The following is a 17,030-nucleotide window of genomic DNA, read 5'->3' on the forward strand; positions in this document are numbered from 1 at the left end:
CTATGACCGGCGGATCACTTTGAACTGGGATGCCTGCGCCACGGGTCTCATCGTGATCTGGTCCAGGTTGATGTGGTGAGGCAGGGTGACCGAGAACGTGACGACCCGGGCGACGTCTTCAGCGGTCAGCGGTTCGTCGACACCGCGATAGACATCGTCCGCGGCGTCCTGGCTGCCGCCGAGCCTCTTGACCGAGAATTCTTCCGTCCGGACCATGCCGGGGCAGATCTCGATGACACGGAGGTTGTTCTCTGCCTCCTCGAGGCGCAGTGCCTGGGTCATGCCCCGTTCCCCGAATTTGGCGGCGTTGTATCCCCCACCGCCTTCGTAACCGGCCTCGGCCGCCGTGGAGGTGAGGTTCATGACGGTGCCGTGCCCGTTGGCCCGAAGGGCCGGGAGAAAAGCCTGGGTCACGTGGAGCGTTCCGATGACGTTGAGTCTGAACATCGATTCCCAGTCCTGGGGGTTGCCGTCCGCAACCGGATCCACGCCGATGGCGGCGCCGGAAATATTGAGCAGTGCGTCAATGGTTCCCTGTTCCTCGATGACGCGCTCGGCGAGATCCTCCACCGCGTCTCGGTCCGTAATGTCGAGTGAATGGGGAATCACGCCGGTCTCCTTGGCCAACTCCTCGAGTCGCTCGGCACGACGCGCGACGGCGTAGACGGTCCACCCCTGGTCTGCGAGTTGGCGTGCGGACTCCCGGCCGATCCCGGAACTCGCGCCGGTCACGACCGCGACCTTCGCCGTGAGCTTCTTCGTGGCTGAATCATGGGTGCTGAGTTGCGTCATGGACCCAGACTACAAAGGCCGCGCGGGCCCGAACAGCCTTACCTATTTTGTCCGGACATTATTACAAAATACGTCCGACTCGCATGTCGCTTCATGGGTCATGTGCCGCGTCGAGGGTTTCGCCGGGCGCATGACAGAATGGGCACCATGGCTGATTTCGATCAGGGCACAGACACGCCCACCACAGTTTCCGTTCCCGACAAGCCCGGACTCGAAGGTCTGGAGGACAAGTACTCGCAACTCTGGCGATCCTCCGGAACGTACGCCTTCGACGAAAACACCGAGCGAGGCTCCGTCTACTCGATCGATACGCCTCCCCCGACGGCCTCGGGGTCGTTGCACGTCGGCCACATGTTCTCCTATACCCAGACCGACGTTATCGCGCGATATCAGAGAATGAAGGGCAAGAACGTCTTCTACCCCTTGGGGTGGGATGACAACGGCCTTCCGACCGAGCGTCGCGTGCAGAATTATTACGGCGTGCGGTGCGACCCGTCCAAGCCCTACGTCGAGGGTTATCGCCCGCCCGAGAAACCGGCAAAGAACCAGCGCGACTGGGACGTGGTCTCGCGCCAGAACTTCATCGAGCTCTGCGAGGAGCTCGCGGTCGAGGACGAAAAGGTCTTCGAGAACCTGTTCATGACTCTCGGTCTCTCGGTCGATTGGAACCGCACCTACCGCACGATTGACGACCACTCCCGCAAGGTTTCCCAGTTGGCTTTCCTCAAGGACCTCGAGGCGGGCAACGCCTACATGGCCGAGGCGCCGACGATGTGGGACGTGACCTTCCGGACCGCCGTTGCGCAGGCCGAGCTCGAGGACAAGGAACGCGACGGCGCGTACCACCGCGTGTCCTTCCATCGCCACGACGGCGGCAAGGTCTGGATCGAAACCACGCGACCCGAACTGCTGCCCTCGTGCGTGGCCCTGGTGGCCCATCCCGATGACGAGCGCTACCAAGAGCTCTTCGGGACAACCGTGACCTCCCCCTTGTTCGGCGTCGAGGTCCCGGTCAAGGCCCACGAGCTCGCGCAGCCGGACAAGGGGTCGGGCATTGCCATGATCTGCACGTTCGGCGACACCACGGACGTCACCTGGTGGCGGGAGCTCCAATTGGACACCCGCGCATTGATCGGGCGCGACGGTCGCTTCGCTCGGGAAACCCCCGAGTGGATCACCGCCGACGACGCCCGCGAACGCTACCAGCGCATGGCTGGCGCCACCGTGTTCTCGGCGCAGAAAGCCGTCGTCGAAATGCTTCGCGAAACCGAGGAAATCGACGGCGAGCCCAAAAAGATCACTCACCCTGTCAAATTCTATGAAAAGGGCGACAAGCCCCTCGAAATCGTCACGTCACGCCAGTGGTACATCCGCAATGGCGGGCGGGATGCGGACCGCCGACAGGACCTGGTCAATCGCGGCCGCGAGATCGCTTGGCACCCCGAATTCATGCGTTCTCGCTACGAGAACTGGGTCGAGGGGCTCAATGGCGACTGGCTCATTTCCCGTCAGAGATTCTTCGGCGTCCCCTTCCCGCTGTGGTACGCGGTCGACGACGCCGGCGAACCCGACTACGAGAAGCCCTTGTTGCCCAGCGAGGACCTCTTGCCGGTGGACCCGGCAGCACAGGCCCCCGCAGGGTACGACGAGTCCCAGCGCGACCAGCCCGGCGGGTTCACTGCGGATCCCGACGTCCTCGACACGTGGGCCACCTCGTCGTTGACCCCGCAGATCGCCACGGGATGGGCCGTGGACCCGAGCCTTCACGAGAAGACTTTCCCCATGGACCTGCGCCCGCAAGGCCACGACATCATCAGAACGTGGTTGTTCAGTTCCGTCGTCCGAGCCGAAACGCTCGCGTCGACGATTCCGTGGACCAATGCGGCGCTCTCCGGCTGGATCCTTGACCCCGACCGCAAAAAGATGTCCAAGTCCAAGGGCAACGTCGTGGTTCCGGACGAGGTCCTGAGCAAGCACGGGGCGGACGCGGTTCGGTACTGGGCCGCTTCGGCACGCCTCGGGGCGGATACCGCCTACGACGAAGGCCAGATGAAAATCGGGCGGCGCCTTGCCATCAAACTGCTCAATGCCTCCAAATTCGTCCTCATGCAAGGCGTGGACGAATCCTCGATTATCGGCCACGGGGCCACTGCGGCCACCGTCACGAACGGACTGGACCGGGCGTTGCTGGCCCAGCTGGGCGATCTCGTCACTGCCGCCACGGAATCCTTCGAAAAATACGAGCACGCTCGCGCGCTCCAGTTGACGGAGTCATTCTTCTGGAGGTTTACGGACGACTACGTCGAGTTGGTCAAGGACCGCGCCTACGGCGCCCGTGGGGAGAGCGAGCAGGCGTCCGTGCACGCGGACCTGGCCACGACTCTGGACGCGCTCCTCCGGCTCTTCGCACCGTTCCTGCCGTTCGCGACCGATGAGGTCTGGTCCTGGTGGCGACACGGATCGGTCCATCGCGCCGAGTGGCCGACGACCCAGGGGTGGGCCGAGGTCGCCGCCTCGGGAGACGCCGAGGTCCTCGACGTCGTCGGGCGTGCCCTCTCCGGGCTCCGCAAGTCGAAGTCCGAGGCCAAGGTCAAGCAACGCACCGAAGTCGCTTCGGCGACCGTAGCCGCGCCGTCGGAAAGCATCCCCAGGTTGCATGCTGGCCTGGAAGACCTCAAGGCCGCCGGCAATGCCCGGCAGATCGACGTGACCGAATCGGAGGACGACATCAGCGTCACGAATGTCGAGCTCGTCCCCGGAGACTAGTCGGCATCAGATGGGCCTCCGGTCCCCGCCGGAGGCCCACCCCCCCCTGAATCATTGGCCCGCCGAACGGGTGAGAGCGCCGCCTGCGCCAGCAAGGCCTGGGCCGCAGAGCCCGAGGAGAAGATCCCGAACGTGACAGACGACCCCAACTACCCTGTCTACAAGGGAGACACCGACAAAGCCGGCGAGAGCCGAATCAAACAGCAATTCTCGGACAGCCGACGGCTGGTCGAGGGGCTCTCCGACAGGATCTATTTCGTGTTTGCCGGTTTGGCCTCGCTGTGGCTCGCTGTCGTCTCCCTCACGGAAGCCGTGCATCTGAGCTGGTGGTCGGTTCTGTTCATCCTCGTCTTCTGGGGCCTGGCCTCCTACCTGACGCTGCCCCGCATGCACCGGATCATGACCAACATCTACGTTCCGGACTACTTTTTCGGACGCACGCAGACCGCGGACGGACTCCTCGGCGATCCGGTCAACCTGGCCCTCAAGGCCGAAGAGGACGACATCCACGAGGCCATGGAGAAGGCCGGCTGGACCAAGGCGGAGGACGTGACGCTGAAGAGTTCCTGGCGCATCGTCGTGTCGTCCCTTCGCAAGACCTCCTATCCGGAGGCTCCTGTCAGTCCCCTCATGCTGTTCGGCAGGAAACAGGACTTCGCGTATCAGCAGGAAGTGGACGGCAATCCCAGCAAACGCCACCACGTGCGTTTCTGGAAGACCCCCAAAGGCTGGAAGCTGCCCGGCGGTATCGAAGTCGACTGGCTGGCCGCGGCGACCTACGACCACGCCGTCGGCCTGTCCCTCTTCACTTTCCAAGTCACGCACAAGGTGGATCCAGACACCGATCAGGAGCGCGACTATGTCGTCTCGACCCTGGAGTACAAGAACCCCGAGGTCTCCCACGAGGTTCTGAACGATTTCATGGGCGGGTACAACTCGCGCAACGGCGGCGGCGACAGCATCAATACCGACGGGGATTTGCCGATCCTGGACTTGGACGACGTCGTGCCCGGCGACCACTTGTCGGAGGAACAGAAGGACCCGAGCCGGAAGCACCGTAACCTGTCCGAGCTGGCCAAGAAGGCCCCGCCGGACGTCTGGCTCGCCGGTGGGCTCGTGACGCTGGTGGCCTTGTTGCAAGTCGCTCGGTCGGTGTACCGGCTCATGACTCCCGGAGTCGTCGACCAGTTGGATAACAACCTGGCCGTTTCTGCCAGAAATTTTGTGAGCGACACCGGCAACGACGTGTGGAACTTCGTGCTGACATTCATGAGCCTCGGCGTGACGCTTTTGGCTGTGTTCCAGGTTCTCCTGTCGATCAATGTGATTCGCGGGCGCCACAAGGCCCGGCAGTTCAACCTGGCGTTCCTCGGGATCAGCTTCATCGTCGTCGCGATCCAGATCGGAACCGATATTGCCGACTCGAGCAACGTCTACGCGGTATTCGTGCTCATGGCGAGCCAGGTTTTCGCGATGCTCTCCTATACCTCGGACGAGGCGGTCAATTACACCTGGGCCAGTTCACAAGAAAAGCGCCGGGCCAAAAAGGCCCGGCGCCAATCCCCCGAAAAGTCCTCGTCTGAGGACCAACGCGTCTAGTCGAAGATCGGTCCGCTGGTCCGGGACCGTTTGAGCTCAAAGAATCCCGGGTAGGAGGCGAGTGCCACGGCCCCGTCCCAGACCTTGGTCGCGTCCTCGCCCTTGGGGGCCGGGGACATCACGGGCCCGAAGAAAGCGGTGCCCTCGATCGCGATGATCGGGACTCCGACGTCGTCGCCCACGAGGTCCAGGGCCTCCTGGTTGGAGGCGCGCAGCTTCTCGTCGTAAGCGTCCGAGTCTGCGTGATCGGCGAGCTGGGCCGGAAGTCCGGTCTCTTCCAGAGCCTTGACGATGGCCTCGTGATACCGACGCCGTTCGTCCGGCTCATCCGTCTTCTCCGGATGGATCGCGGTACCTACCGCGTCGTAGAAGGCCTTGACCTTCTCCGGGCCGTGTTCCTCGCGCACGGCCATCGCAACGCGGGCGGGTCCTTGTGCGGCCTCGAGGTGCTTCCGGTAGTCCGGGTCGAGGTCCTGACCGTCGTTCAGGATCGAGAGGCTGAAGGGATGCCACGCCACCTCGACGTCGCGAAGGCGCTCGACCTCCGTCATCCACCGAGACGTCATCCAGGCCCAAGGGCAAATCGGGTCGAACCAAAAGTCTGCGTGTTGGGTCATGATGTTCCGACTCCTTGTCGTGCTGTGCGTACGTGAATGGGTTCCGCACATATCAACATGCGACCGGGAGGGTTTATGCCCGACCCTGATGAATCAGTTCACGGGGTTGCGCGGTCTCGGCCGGGGCGGGTTCCGCCTTCGCCTCGTTGCTGCGGCCTTTTCTCAGCTTGAGGGTGTCGATGGCGTAGACCACGATGGCGACCACGAACAGCCCCAGCGAGAGCCAACCGTAGAATTCCTTGAGCGCCGATTCGTAGGCAGAGCTGACGACTCCTGTACCCACGAGGATGCCCATGAGCAACCACCCGTAGGCCACCGCGCTGAGGACCACGATCAGGTTTCCCGTCACGGTGTCCCGGGTCTGCACTTCTGGTTCCCTGCCGTGACGCACCGAGTCCAGGTACATGAGACAACGGACCGCCACTGCGACAACGACAAGACCGATCATGGCCAAGGACTGCTCGCCCCGGGCAATCAGACCGTAGTCGGTCAGGACGGTGATCGCGAAGAGTCCGGTGATGGCGAGGAAGCCAGAAACCGCATTGCGAACGGTCCGATGCATGTCTTCTCCCCTGTGGTTCCGTGCGTGACAGAAACCAGCTAAGCACCTGCCGTCACGGGCCTCAAACTGTGGGGAAAATCTTGATAAAACCGTGATCCAAACCGAACGAAATCACGTCACAGAGACCGAACCGTGATCTTTCGACGGTGGCCCTTACCACTCCTGTCCGTGAACAGGAATGGCCTCAGGAAGCGTCCTTCTTTTCCTCGTCCAGCATGTCCTTGGTGACGAGCTCCGGCTCGGACCCGTGACGGACCACTTCCCCCGTGATGATCACTTGGGCGACGTCCTCACGCGATGGGATGTCGAACATGATGGACTGCAACAGATCCTCGAGAATCGCACGCAGCCCTCGAGCACCCGTGCCCCTCTCCATGGCCAGCTCAGCCATGGCCCGGATCGCGTCGTCCTCGAACTCGAGTTCGACGTCGTCCAGAGCAAACATGCGCTTGTACTGCTTGACGAGTGCGTTGCGTGGTTCCGTGAGCACGCGACCCAAGGTGTCCACGTCGAGGCTGGACAAGCTCGTCAGCACGGGAAGGCGGCCAATGAACTCGGGGATCAGTCCGAATTTCAGAAGGTCCTCGGGCAACAGCTTCTGGAGGATGTCGGCTTCCTTGGATGCCTGTTCTATGGGCGCCCCGAAGCCGATCCCCTTTTTGCCGACTCTGGATCCCACGATGTCCTCGAGGCCGGCGAAGGCCCCCGCCACGATGAAGAGAACATTGGTCGTATCGATCTGCAAGAACTCCTGCTGGGGGTGTTTCCTCCCGCCCTGGGGCGGGACGGCCGCCACGGTGCCCTCGAGTATCTTGAGCAGGGCCTGCTGAACCCCCTCGCCGGAAACATCCCGCGTAATCGAGGGGTTCTCGGACTTGCGCGAGATCTTGTCGATCTCGTCGATGTAGATGATGCCGGTCTCGGCCTTCTTGACGTCGTAATCAGCCGACTGGATGAGCTTGAGGAGGATGTTCTCGACGTCTTCTCCGACGTACCCGGCTTCGGTCAGGCTCGTGGCATCCGCCATCGCAAAGGGGACGTTGAGCTTCTTGGCAAGGGTCTGCGCGAGGTAGGTCTTGCCGGACCCCGTGGGCCCGACCAGGAGAATGTTGGACTTGGCCAGGTCAACGTCTTCCCCGCCCGTGGCGAGCAATGACTGCCCACTCTGCGGCTGGCCGGAATCCTTGGCCTGAATTCTTTTGTAGTGGTTGTACACGGCCACGGACAGAGCCTTCTTGGCGGGCTCCTGACCGATCACGTATTCCTGGAGGTAGTCGAAGATCTCACGGGGCCGAGGAAGCTCCATCGAGGTGATTTCAGAGACTTCCGCAAGCTCTTCCTCGATGATTTCATTGCACAGCTCGATGCACTCGTCACAGATGTACACGCCGGGGCCCGCGATGAGCTTGCGCACCTGTTTCTGAGACTTTCCGCAGAAAGAACATTTGAGCAGGTCGGTACTCTCACCGATTCTCGACATGCTGGCTCCTCAAATCTGAAGGTCTTGCGTGGAAGCCACGTGACGGACTCCGTACACCTGGTTGGCTCGCACTCCCTAGGCTACAGGTTGGCTCCCCTCGGAGCGAAGATGCCGCCCCTTGTCAGGCGCGTCCGACGGCCCTCGCCAGTGCGACCACACCCGGGAGGTGCGTCCGCATCTCCCCTGGCTCGCGCGACCTTCGGAGACGACTGAGGCCGGCTCAGGACACCCTGAACCGGCCGCCATCACAACCGACCGGCCTTGCGACCGGGCCTTGCGTCAGTCCTGGGTGTTGATCTGCGGCTTGTTGATCTTGCGCGAGTCGAGCACCTGGTCGATCAGGCCGTACTCGTGGGCATCCTTGGCCGTCAGGATCTTGTCGCGCTCGATGTCCTTGTTCACCGTCTTCGAGTCCTTGCCCGAGTGGAGCGCGAGAGTGTCCTCGAGCCACGTGCGCATGCGCATGACCTCGTTGGCGTGGATTTCGATATCCGATGCCTGGCCACCTTGCTGTCCGGCGAGAGCCGGCTGGTGAATCAACACCCTCGCATTGGGAAGCGCAAGGCGCTTGCCCGGCGTTCCCGCAGCCAGCAGAACCGACGCCGCGGAGGCTGCCTGACCCAGGCACACGGTCTGGATCTCAGGACGGATGTACTGCATGGTGTCGTAGATCGCCGTCATCGCGGTGAAGGAGCCGCCCGGCGAGTTGATGTACATGGTGATGTCACGGTCCGGGTCCTGTGCCTCGAGGACAAGCAACTGGGCCATGATGTCGTCGGCGCTGGCGTCGTCGACCTGGACGCCCAGGAAGATGATCCTGTCCTCGAACAGCTTCGCGTACGGGTCCTGGCGCTTGTAACCGTAGGGAGTCCGCTCCTCGAAGCTGGGGAGGACGTAACGGTTGGAGGGCATGGGGACGCCGGCTGCGGCGTCACCCTTGGCCTGCGGTGCGTTGAAGTTCATGTGTTCTTTCTCCTGAAAAGTCTCTGCGTTGACCGTTGGGCTGTGGCCCTCTCGGTGCTACTTCTCGTCCTTGAGGGTTCCGCCGCCGCCGGAAACCGAGCCGGCACTCTGGGCGATGTGGTCGAAGAACCCGTATTCGAGGCCTTCGTCCGCGGTGAACCAGTTGTCGCGGTCGTTGTCTTCCAGGATCTGCTCGACGGTCTTGCCGGTCTGCTGGGCGGTCAGCTCGGACAGGCGACGCTTCATCGACAGGATCAGTTCGGCCTGGGTGCGAATGTCGGAGGCGGTGCCCCCGATGCCGCCCGACGGCTGGTGCATGAGGATGCGCGCGTTCGGCGTGGCGTATCGCTTGCCCGGGGTCCCGGAGGACAACAGGAACTGACCCATGGACGCGGCCATGCCGGTCGCGATGGTCACGACGTCGTTCGGAATCAGCTGCATGGTGTCGTAAATGGCCATGCCGGCGGTAATTGAGCCACCGGGCGAGTTGATGTACAGGTAAATGTCCGACTTGGGGTCTTCGGCCGAGAGCAGGAGCATCTGGGAGCAGATGAGGTTGGCGTTGTCATCGCGGACCTCGGAGCCCAACCAGATGATGCGTTCCTTGAGCAACCGGTTGTAGACGTGGTCGTCCTGCCCATTGCCGGTTTCGCGACTCATGACGGGCTGTTGCTGCGCGGTACCCTGTCGGGTGCCCGCATCGTACGGAAGGTTGTGAGCCATAGTGCGTCTGACCTCTTTCGATCTTCGGAGTCGCCCGGTCGGTTCCATGACCCGACCCGGCCTCTGGGTGTCTGGGATCGACACTAGTATCCGAACGGCCTTCACGGCCGGGATACTGCCCCTCGTTCGCTGATGGCGTGCCAGTGCGACCCCGACCGACCACGCCTCGACGTGGTTCCGACGTGAAAGGGCGACCCGCCGAAACCGGCGGGTCGCCCTTTCACGTCGTCGGATATCGGTGCAGATTCACCCGCACCGCACCCTATGTGCGGAACATCGATTACGCCTCGTCGGCGCCCTCGACGTCCTTCTCGGCCTCGACCGTTTCGCCTTCGCCCTGCGGCTTGATGTAGGAGGACAGGTCGACGGCGTTGCCCTCGGTGTCAACGACCTCAGCCTTCTCCAGGACGGCGGCCAGCGCCTTGGAACGGCGCACCTCGCCGACCATCATTCCGGCCTGGCCGGAGGAATCCAGCATCTGGGCGAACTGGTTGGGGTCCATGCCGTACTGCGAGGACATCGAGATGATGTAGTCGATCAGTTCGGACTGTTCGACGCCGACCTCTTCCTTGTCCGCCACGGCGTCCAGGACGACCTCGTTGCGGAAAGCGCGCTCGGTGTTCTCCCGAACCTCGGCACGGTGCTCCTCGGAGTCGTGGTCTGCCTCGGCGTTGGGGTTGTTGAAGTGCTGCTCGATCTGGTCCTCGACGACCTTCTCCGGGACGGGCACCTCGACCAGTTCCACGAGCTTGTCCAGGACCTTGTCACGAGCGGCATTGCCCTGCTCGGCAATCTTGGACTGGGCGGCCTGCTTCTTCAGGTCTTCCTTGAGCTCATCGATGGTGTCGAATTCTGAGGCGAGCTGGGCGAATTCGTCGTCGACCTCAGGCAGCTCGCGCTCCTTGACGGCGGTGACCTTGACCTTGACGGTTGCGGCCTCTCCCGAGTGCTCACCGCCGGCGAGAGTGGTCTCGAAGGTGGCGTCCTCACCAGCGGAGAGGCCGGTGATGGCCTCGTCGAGGCCTTCCAGCATGGTGCCGGCGCCCACCTGGTAGGAAAGGTCGTTCGCGGCGTCGACCTCTTCTTCGCCGATCATGGCGTTCAGGTCGAGGGTCACGAAGTCGTCCTGAGCGGCGGGGCGCTCGACGTTGATCAGCGTGCCGAAACGGCCACGCAGCTCATCGAGTGCCTTCTGCTCGTCCTCGGCGGTCACCTCTGCGGCGTCCACCTCAACCTTGAGGCCCTCGTAGTCGGGCAGCTCAACCTCGGGACGCACAACGACCTCGATGGCGACAGAGACGTCGGCCTCGCGATCGTTCTGCTCGGGCTTCTTCCGGACATCGACCTCGGGCTGGGCCAGCGGGGTGAGCTCGTTCTCGGTCAGGGCCTGCTGGTAGAAACCGTTGAGCCCCTCATTGAGTGCATTCTCCACCACGAAGTCGTAACCAACGCGCTGCTCGATGAGCTGGTTGGGGATCTTGCCCTTTCGGAAGCCAGGCATCTGGATCTGCTCGGCCAGTTCCTTGTATGTCTTGCTCAGAAACGGCTTGAATTCCTCGAAGGGAACGTCGACCTGGATCTTGGCCAGAGTCGGATTCAGCTTCTCTACGGCGGTCTTCACTTCCGTTGATCTCCTACGATTTCGGGGTCAGGAACCGCCCTGCGGTGTGCCGGACGGATGTGTCGAATACCTCTGATGATCAGGCGTCAGAGTCACACTTCGCCGACCGGCAGCGGCCTGACGGCCGGCAACAGGTCGGTTCGGTGTTCCAACGTCGGGGCGACAGGACTCGAACCTGCGATCTCCTGCTCCCAAAGCAGGCGCGCTAGCCACTGCGCTACGCCCCGTAAGGCATATGCCAGTTTATGCGTGAATGGGCCAAATGTGCGAATCTTTCCGGCGACACGGCGCCGGATCGATTTGACGAACCGCCAAAAGGTGCGGTTATATTGTCGAGGTCAACACGGGGATGTAGCTCAATGGTAGAGCCTCAGTCTTCCAAACTGATTACGCGGGTTCGATTCCCGTCATCCCCTCTGAAGAGAAATCCGCTCCCGAACTGTTCGGGAGCGGATTTTTTTGTTGCCCGTTGGAGCCCGGGAGCCACGAGGTGGCACTGCCGTGCACCAATGAGGCGATTTGGGCCCAAAATTGCCACTTCGGCGGAAGGAACGCACACATTTGCCACTTCCGCACCAGGGTCAACCCTTGACCGGAATCGCGGACCAGACCGCGTCCATCAGGCCGTGGCTCCACGCGGAGTCGGCCTTCACGTTTGGCAGACGGTGCACCAATACAGTTTTCTGCCGCCCATGTCTTCCATCACGATCGTGTCCTTGCCGCATACCCGGCACGTGTGGCCCACGCGGCCGTAGACGTAATTCGCATGGGTGGGCCACGCATGGTGAGACGAGACGCCGAGACGGTGCTCGGGCGCCGTCGTCACGATGCGACCGAGTTCCACCCCGGTCTTCATGAGACGAACGTTGTCCCGCCACAACAAGGCCGTGGTTTCATCGGGTACCCGGTGAGCGGGTGTGTGGGGATCGAGTCCGGCACGGAAGAGCGACTCGGCCCGGTAGATGTTTCCGATGCCGGCGATCGCCTGCTGGTCCATCAGCACCGCACCGATCGGTCTGGATGTCTTGCGGCACGCACGGTAGAAGGGCATGGGGTCGGCGTCTGGGTCCAAGGGATCGGGGCCGAGCTTTTTCCGGAGCTCGGCCACACCAGTGGGCTCGAGGATGCGACACGTCGTCGCCCCGATCAGGTCCGCCCACCCATTGTCGGATTCCAGGCGCACGCGCGTCGTGGGTTTCGGGGCGGGAGGGCCGACGTATTCACGCTCGGCCTCCTCGGAGCCGGAAAATTCCTCCTCCCCCATTTTCCGTGGAGCACCTATCGAAGACGACGCCCGGAATGTGGCATCACCGCCAAAGGTCCAGGCGCCATACATCCCCAGGTGGACGTTGAGCGTCAGGTCGTTGTCGAACACCAGGAAGAAATGCTTGCCGTGTGCATATGCCTCCACAGCCCGTGCGCCGTCCACGAGCGCCGCGCCTTGCGCGAACCGACCCTGCGGACTCGACGCCCTCAGACGTTGCCCCACGAAGGCATCGTGGAACCTGCGCGCCACACGATGGATCGAATGTCCCTCAGGCACCGGATGACCCCCCTCGGGTGGGAGTTCCCGACGTCAGCCGGGCTGCCTCAGTCATCGATTTCGAGATGCTTGCCTTCGATGCGTCCCGTCGCCTCGAACTCCTCCATCTGCCCAATGCGTCGGACGTGACGTTCCTCCCCGGGAAATCCTTCGGTCAGAAAGACCTTGATGATCTCCAACGCTTCGTCCTTGGTGTGCTGCCGGCCACCCACCGCGACAATGTGGGCGTTGTTGTGCTCTCGGGCGAGGGCGGCGGTCTCGTGGTTCCAGGCCAACGCGGCACGGATTCCGGGAACCTTGTTGGCCGCCATCTGTTCCCCGTTTCCTGATCCACCGAGGACGATGCCCAGGGAATCCTCCCCGTTCTCGCGATCCTTCCGGACGCCCAGAGCGGCGTTGATGCAGAAACTCGGGTAGTCGTCCTGCGAGTCGTAGGCCTCGGGTCCGTGATCGACCATCTCGTACCCGAGTTCCGTCAAGGAGTCGACCAGGTAGCGGCTGAGGTCGAGCCCCGCATGGTCAGTGGCAATGTGAACGCGCACGTCGTACACCGTCCTCGTAGATTTAAGCGCTGGAATAGTGTGGCGAATTCAAGCCTACCGGCTCCTGTAATAACCTGAGGGGCAGACGGAATTCTCTCTGAAAGGTGACCCATATGCCGGGACTCAATCTGACGCGCCAGGAAGCTTCCCAACGCGCGGAGACCGTGACAAAAGTCCACTCCTACCGTGTGGACCTTGATCTGACGGCTTCGGACACCAGCTTCCCGTCGACCACCACGGTCGAATTCGACGCGGAACCCGGCACCTCGACCTTTGTCGACGCCGTGACCGAGCGAGTTCACTCGGTGACGCTCAACGGCAAGGAACTCGACCCGTCCGAGGTCTCGGACGGCGTACGGATCTCCCTGCCGGACCTGGAGAGCAGCAACACGCTGACCGTCGTCGCCGACGCCGCCTATACCAACACGGGTGAAGGCCTCCATCGTTTTGTGGACCCCGTCGATGGTGAGGTCTACTTGTATTCTCAGTTCGAGGTTCCGGATTCCCGCCGGGTCTTCGCCGTTTTCGAGCAGCCGGACCTCAAGGCCGAATTCACGTTCACGGTCAGAGCTCCCAAGACATGGAACGTGATTTCCAACCAGCCCGTTGATGTCCGCGACGAGGAGTCGGATTCCGACGTTTGGCATTTTGGTACGACGCCGCGGATCTCGTCGTACATCACCGCACTCGTCGCGGGGCCCTATGCGAAGGTCTCCGACTCGTTGACGACCTCCGACGGACGCAGCGTGTCACTGGACATCTACGCGCGCCGTTCCCTCATGGAATATCTCGATCACGAGGAAATCTTCGAACTCACCAAACAGGGCTTCGAATTCTACGAACGCCAATTCGGCGTCCCTTACCCCTTCGACAAGTACGATCAGCTCTTCGTGCCTGAGTTCAACGCCGGTGCGATGGAGAACGCCGGCTGCGTGACGATTCTCGAGGACTACATCTTCCGGTCCAAGACGACCCAGGCGATGATTGAGCGTCGGGCGATCACCGTTCTCCACGAACTCGCGCACATGTGGTTCGGCGATCTGGTCACCATGAAGTGGTGGAACGACTTGTGGCTGAATGAGTCCTTCGCGGAGTTCATGTCCCATCTCAGTGCCGCCGAGAACACCCGCTTCGACCACGCGTGGACCACGTTCTCGGCGATGGAAAAGACGTGGGCCTACCGTCAGGACCAGCTTCCCTCCACGCACCCGATCGTCGCGGACATCAAGGATCTGCACGATGTGCAGGTCAATTTCGACGGCATCACCTATGCCAAGGGTGCCTCCGTCCTCCGACAACTGGTGGCCTGGGTCGGCCAGGAAGAGTTCATGAAGGCCATGAACTCCTACTTCACGAAACATTCCTGGGGCAACGCGACTCTCGCCGACCTCATGGCCGAGTTGGAGGCGACCTCGGGTCGCGAACTGAAGTCGTGGTCCCAGGCCTGGCTCGAGACGGCGGGCGTCAATACGCTCACCCCCTCGATTGAGGTCGATGAATCCGGGATGATCACCCGTCTCGACGTCATCCAGACTGCCCCCAACGAGTACCCGACGCTGCGCCCGCACCGGATGACCGCCGGTTTCTACGACTTCGTGGACGGCAAGCTGGTTCGCGTGCACGGCGTCGAGTTCGACGTCGACGGCGAGCACACCGAGATCCCCGATACCGCGGGCCGGCAGCGCCCGGCGCTGATTCTCCTCAATGACGATGACCTCGCCTACGCGAAGGTTCGTCTTGACGACGCCTCCTTCGACACTGCCCGGAAACATCTGCGGGACTTCGAGAACTCGCTGCCCCGCGCCGTGGTGTGGGGAGCCGCCTGGAACGGTACCCGCGACGGCCAGATCCCCGCGCGCCACTTCGTCGACCTCCTGCTGGACAACATCGGCGCGGAAACGGATTCCACCACGATCCTGACCCAGCTTCGGAACCTCGCGACGACGTTGCGCATGTACGTGCGTCCGGATGCACAGGAGGAAACCCGGGAAAAGGCCGCGGCCGGCCTGTGGGACATCGCGCAAGGTGCCGAGGAGGGATCGGACCAACAGCTCCAGTTCGTCCAAGCCTTCGCCGCTCACGCGACCAGCGACGAACAGCTCGACACCGTCGAGGCCTTGCTGGCCGGAAACAGCACGTTGCCCGGGTTGTCCATCGACAAGGACCTCGCGTGGAAGCTGCTAACCGCCCTCGTGGCCGCGGGGCGCCGAGGCTCGGAAGACATCGAGGCCGCGGCGGAGAAGGACAGGACCTCGACCGGGGCGCAACGTGCGGCTCAGGCCAGGGCGGCGATTCCTGTGGCCGAGGCCAAGGAAAAGGTGTGGCAGCAGGTTGTGGAGAGCCACGAGTTGCCCAATGTCATCCAGCGTGCGGCCATCACCGGCTTCACCATGACCACCAAGGATTCCCTGATTCGGCCCTTCGTCTCCCGGTACTTCGAGTCGATCGAACGGGTCTGGACCGAGCTTTCCCACGAGATCTCGCAGCAGATCATCGGCGGCTTGTTCCCCCAGATCGTCGACCGTGACGTTCTCGAGGCTTCCGAAGAATTTCTCGTGCAGCTCGGCGAGGGCAAGGACTCCTTGAAGAGGCAGGTCATGGAGGGCCGCGACGCGATCGAACGGGCGCTGAGGGTGCAGGCGGCAGACGTGATCTCCTGACCCCCTGCTTGGGCGGGCCTGTAGGGTGCCGGATTCGGGGTAAAGTGGGAGATCTATGACGAAACCGGCATCATCGGCCTCCAGCCCGTACGACCAGATTGGTGGCCACGAGGCATTCCACCAGCTCACCACGGAGTTCTATAACCGTGTGGCTGCCGATCCTGATTTTCGTGCCCTGTACCCGGAGGATGATCTGGAACCGGCTCGGGAACGACTCGAAATGTTTCTGGAGCAGTACTTCGGCGGGCCGAGCACCTACGGTCACCGCAGAGGGCACCCCCGGCTCAGGATGCGCCATGCACCCTTCGCCATCGATTCCTGGGCCCGGGAGACCTGGTTGAAATACATGAGGGAGTCCATGGATACCCTCCACCTGCCGCCGCTCCTCGACGGCATGATGTGGGACTATTTCGAGCGCGCCGCCCGAGCCATGACCAATACTCCGGGCTGATCAGCCCGACACGCCCGGCACGGGTATCACCCAGAGGCCGGAACCGAGTCAGAGGGTATTCCCCGGGCGGGACAGAATGTGGCCGGTCGGCCCGGTCAGCCGGTGCCACGGCCCGGACTGGTAGACGTCGAAGTCTTGGTCGGAGTCGTTGAAGCCGAGCACCGTGGCGCCGAAGGTCGCGCCCGTCACCATGCCGAACGATGTCGTACTCCCCCAGATCCGTGCCCTCACCGTACTGACCACAGCCCCACCAGGGTTGGCCGGCAACGCTTGTTCCACGGCGCTCATGCCTTCGCGCGCCGCGGCATCGACGTCCTCAGAACTCATCGTTCCCACGTGGCTCCACCCGGAGGCCGGAGGAATGATCCCGGACCAGGCAGCGTGAACCGTGACCGGCGGAATTTCGAGAGCGCCTTCGGTCTTCTCGATCCGGGCCAGTCGGTCCAGGAGTGCAGCGGACTCGACGGTCACGTCGGCCTCCGACGCAACGGCCAGGTGGATTGCTCGCATGCCCAGGACGGTGGGGATCTGTTCAAGGAGCGTTTCGGCGCTCATGACCGGTACCCACACCCCCAGCACATTGCCGCGCGCTTGCAGCCTGACGGCCGCGGCAGAGTCGATCGACCTGACGCGGGATATCAAGGTTGCAAGGTCCTTGGCCTGGTCGAGGTCGGCAAACCGGAGGGCGGTCGGAGATGGAGAAACGGTCAT

At 62.7% G+C, this 17,030-nt stretch carries 14 protein-coding genes and 2 tRNA genes; 5 read left to right on the top strand and 11 right to left on the bottom strand.

The window, feature by feature from the left end; genetic code table 11:
• Complete coding sequence (locus tag AB0Y14_RS02375; RefSeq protein WP_436587670.1) at positions 1–792, bottom strand: SDR family oxidoreductase; 792 nt, start codon at positions 790–792, stop codon at positions 1–3.
• A 147-nt stretch (positions 793–939) separates the two neighbouring features.
• Here AB0Y14_RS02375 and valS point away from each other — a divergent pair, with 147 nt between their 5' ends.
• On the top strand, positions 940–3,558 hold the full coding sequence (gene valS, locus AB0Y14_RS02380; RefSeq protein WP_436587671.1) for a valine--tRNA ligase: 2,619 nt from the start codon (positions 940–942) through the stop codon (positions 3,556–3,558).
• A 132-nt stretch (positions 3,559–3,690) separates the two neighbouring features.
• On the top strand, positions 3,691–5,157 hold the full coding sequence (locus AB0Y14_RS02385; protein ID WP_436587672.1) for an LssY C-terminal domain-containing protein: 1,467 nt from the start codon (positions 3,691–3,693) through the stop codon (positions 5,155–5,157).
• Here the strand turns inward: AB0Y14_RS02385 and AB0Y14_RS02390 are convergent.
• The 7 genes from AB0Y14_RS02390 to AB0Y14_RS02420 all read right to left on the bottom strand — a co-directional run bounded on the left by AB0Y14_RS02390 (position 5,154) and on the right by AB0Y14_RS02420 (position 11,350).
• Entirely contained in the window at positions 5,154–5,774 is a 621-nt protein-coding gene (locus tag AB0Y14_RS02390) for a mycothiol-dependent nitroreductase Rv2466c family protein (protein WP_436587673.1), read from the bottom strand. The two genes, AB0Y14_RS02385 and AB0Y14_RS02390, sit on opposite strands and share 4 nt — an antisense overlap.
• A 73-nt stretch (positions 5,775–5,847) precedes the next feature.
• The gene (locus tag AB0Y14_RS02395; RefSeq protein ID WP_436587674.1) at positions 5,848–6,336 is read right to left on the bottom strand and encodes a hypothetical protein; all 489 of its coding nucleotides are present in this window, start codon (positions 6,334–6,336) and stop codon (positions 5,848–5,850) included.
• Positions 6,337–6,520: 184 nt separating this feature from the next.
• The gene (gene clpX / locus AB0Y14_RS02400) at positions 6,521–7,816 is read right to left on the bottom strand and encodes an ATP-dependent Clp protease ATP-binding subunit ClpX (RefSeq protein WP_436587675.1); all 1,296 of its coding nucleotides are present in this window, start codon (positions 7,814–7,816) and stop codon (positions 6,521–6,523) included.
• A 279-nt stretch (positions 7,817–8,095) separates the two neighbouring features.
• Entirely contained in the window at positions 8,096–8,779 is a 684-nt protein-coding gene (locus AB0Y14_RS02405) for an ATP-dependent Clp protease proteolytic subunit (protein ID WP_129314292.1), read from the bottom strand.
• 57 nt (positions 8,780–8,836) lie between these two features.
• Positions 8,837–9,439 (bottom strand): ATP-dependent Clp protease proteolytic subunit, encoded by a 603-nt coding sequence (locus AB0Y14_RS02410; protein ID WP_129314506.1) that lies wholly within the window; start codon positions 9,437–9,439, stop codon positions 8,837–8,839.
• A gap of 343 nt (positions 9,440–9,782) precedes the next feature.
• The gene (gene tig / locus AB0Y14_RS02415; RefSeq protein WP_436587676.1) at positions 9,783–11,123 is read right to left on the bottom strand and encodes a trigger factor; all 1,341 of its coding nucleotides are present in this window, start codon (positions 11,121–11,123) and stop codon (positions 9,783–9,785) included.
• Positions 11,124–11,277: 154 nt separating this feature from the next.
• Positions 11,278–11,350: transfer RNA gene (locus tag AB0Y14_RS02420), tRNA-Pro, on the bottom strand.
• 118 nt (positions 11,351–11,468) lie between these two features.
• Here AB0Y14_RS02420 and AB0Y14_RS02425 point away from each other — a divergent pair.
• Positions 11,469–11,539: transfer RNA gene (locus AB0Y14_RS02425), tRNA-Gly, on the top strand.
• A gap of 233 nt (positions 11,540–11,772) precedes the next feature.
• Here the strand turns inward: AB0Y14_RS02425 and AB0Y14_RS02430 are convergent.
• Complete coding sequence (locus AB0Y14_RS02430) at positions 11,773–12,666, bottom strand: Fpg/Nei family DNA glycosylase (protein ID WP_436587677.1); 894 nt, start codon at positions 12,664–12,666, stop codon at positions 11,773–11,775.
• A gap of 47 nt (positions 12,667–12,713) precedes the next feature.
• Entirely contained in the window at positions 12,714–13,208 is a 495-nt protein-coding gene (locus AB0Y14_RS02435) for a ribose-5-phosphate isomerase (RefSeq protein ID WP_436587678.1), read from the bottom strand.
• Between the two features lie 113 nt (positions 13,209–13,321).
• Between AB0Y14_RS02435 and pepN the strand changes: the two genes are divergently transcribed.
• The gene (gene pepN / locus AB0Y14_RS02440) at positions 13,322–15,868 is read left to right on the top strand and encodes an aminopeptidase N (protein ID WP_436587679.1); all 2,547 of its coding nucleotides are present in this window, start codon (positions 13,322–13,324) and stop codon (positions 15,866–15,868) included.
• A gap of 55 nt (positions 15,869–15,923) precedes the next feature.
• Positions 15,924–16,319: a globin gene (locus AB0Y14_RS02445; RefSeq protein WP_436587680.1), complete on the top strand. Its 396-nt coding sequence runs from the start codon at positions 15,924–15,926 to the stop codon at positions 16,317–16,319.
• Between the two features lie 48 nt (positions 16,320–16,367).
• Here AB0Y14_RS02445 and AB0Y14_RS02450 read toward each other — a convergent pair whose 3' ends face one another.
• Positions 16,368–17,030: a hypothetical protein gene (locus AB0Y14_RS02450; protein WP_436587681.1), complete on the bottom strand. Its 663-nt coding sequence runs from the start codon at positions 17,028–17,030 to the stop codon at positions 16,368–16,370.

Origin of the sequence: Rothia sp. HC945 (genome assembly GCF_051370785.1) — a bacterium.
In the GTDB taxonomy this organism is placed as follows: Bacteria; Actinomycetota; Actinomycetes; order Actinomycetales; family Micrococcaceae; genus Rothia.

What these genes read in the sequence shown, in the direction of transcription:
- AB0Y14_RS02450 (WP_436587681.1), bottom strand. Translation starts at nt 17,030, where the DNA reads ATGACCGTTTCTCCATCTCCGACCGCCCTCCGGTTTGCCGACCTCGAC.
- valS (WP_436587671.1), top strand. Translation starts at nt 940, where the DNA reads ATGGCTGATTTCGATCAGGGCACAGACACGCCCACCACAGTTTCCGTT.
- AB0Y14_RS02405 (WP_129314292.1), bottom strand. Translation starts at nt 8,779, where the DNA reads ATGAACTTCAACGCACCGCAGGCCAAGGGTGACGCCGCAGCCGGCGTC.
- AB0Y14_RS02395 (WP_436587674.1), bottom strand. Translation starts at nt 6,336, where the DNA reads ATGCATCGGACCGTTCGCAATGCGGTTTCTGGCTTCCTCGCCATCACC.
- AB0Y14_RS02410 (WP_129314506.1), bottom strand. Translation starts at nt 9,439, where the DNA reads ATGAGTCGCGAAACCGGCAATGGGCAGGACGACCACGTCTACAACCGG.
- AB0Y14_RS02445 (WP_436587680.1), top strand. Translation starts at nt 15,924, where the DNA reads ATGACGAAACCGGCATCATCGGCCTCCAGCCCGTACGACCAGATTGGT.
- pepN (WP_436587679.1), top strand. Translation starts at nt 13,322, where the DNA reads ATGCCGGGACTCAATCTGACGCGCCAGGAAGCTTCCCAACGCGCGGAG.
- AB0Y14_RS02375 (WP_436587670.1), bottom strand. Translation starts at nt 792, where the DNA reads ATGACGCAACTCAGCACCCATGATTCAGCCACGAAGAAGCTCACGGCG.
- clpX (WP_436587675.1), bottom strand. Translation starts at nt 7,816, where the DNA reads ATGTCGAGAATCGGTGAGAGTACCGACCTGCTCAAATGTTCTTTCTGC.
- AB0Y14_RS02390 (WP_436587673.1), bottom strand. Translation starts at nt 5,774, where the DNA reads ATGACCCAACACGCAGACTTTTGGTTCGACCCGATTTGCCCTTGGGCC.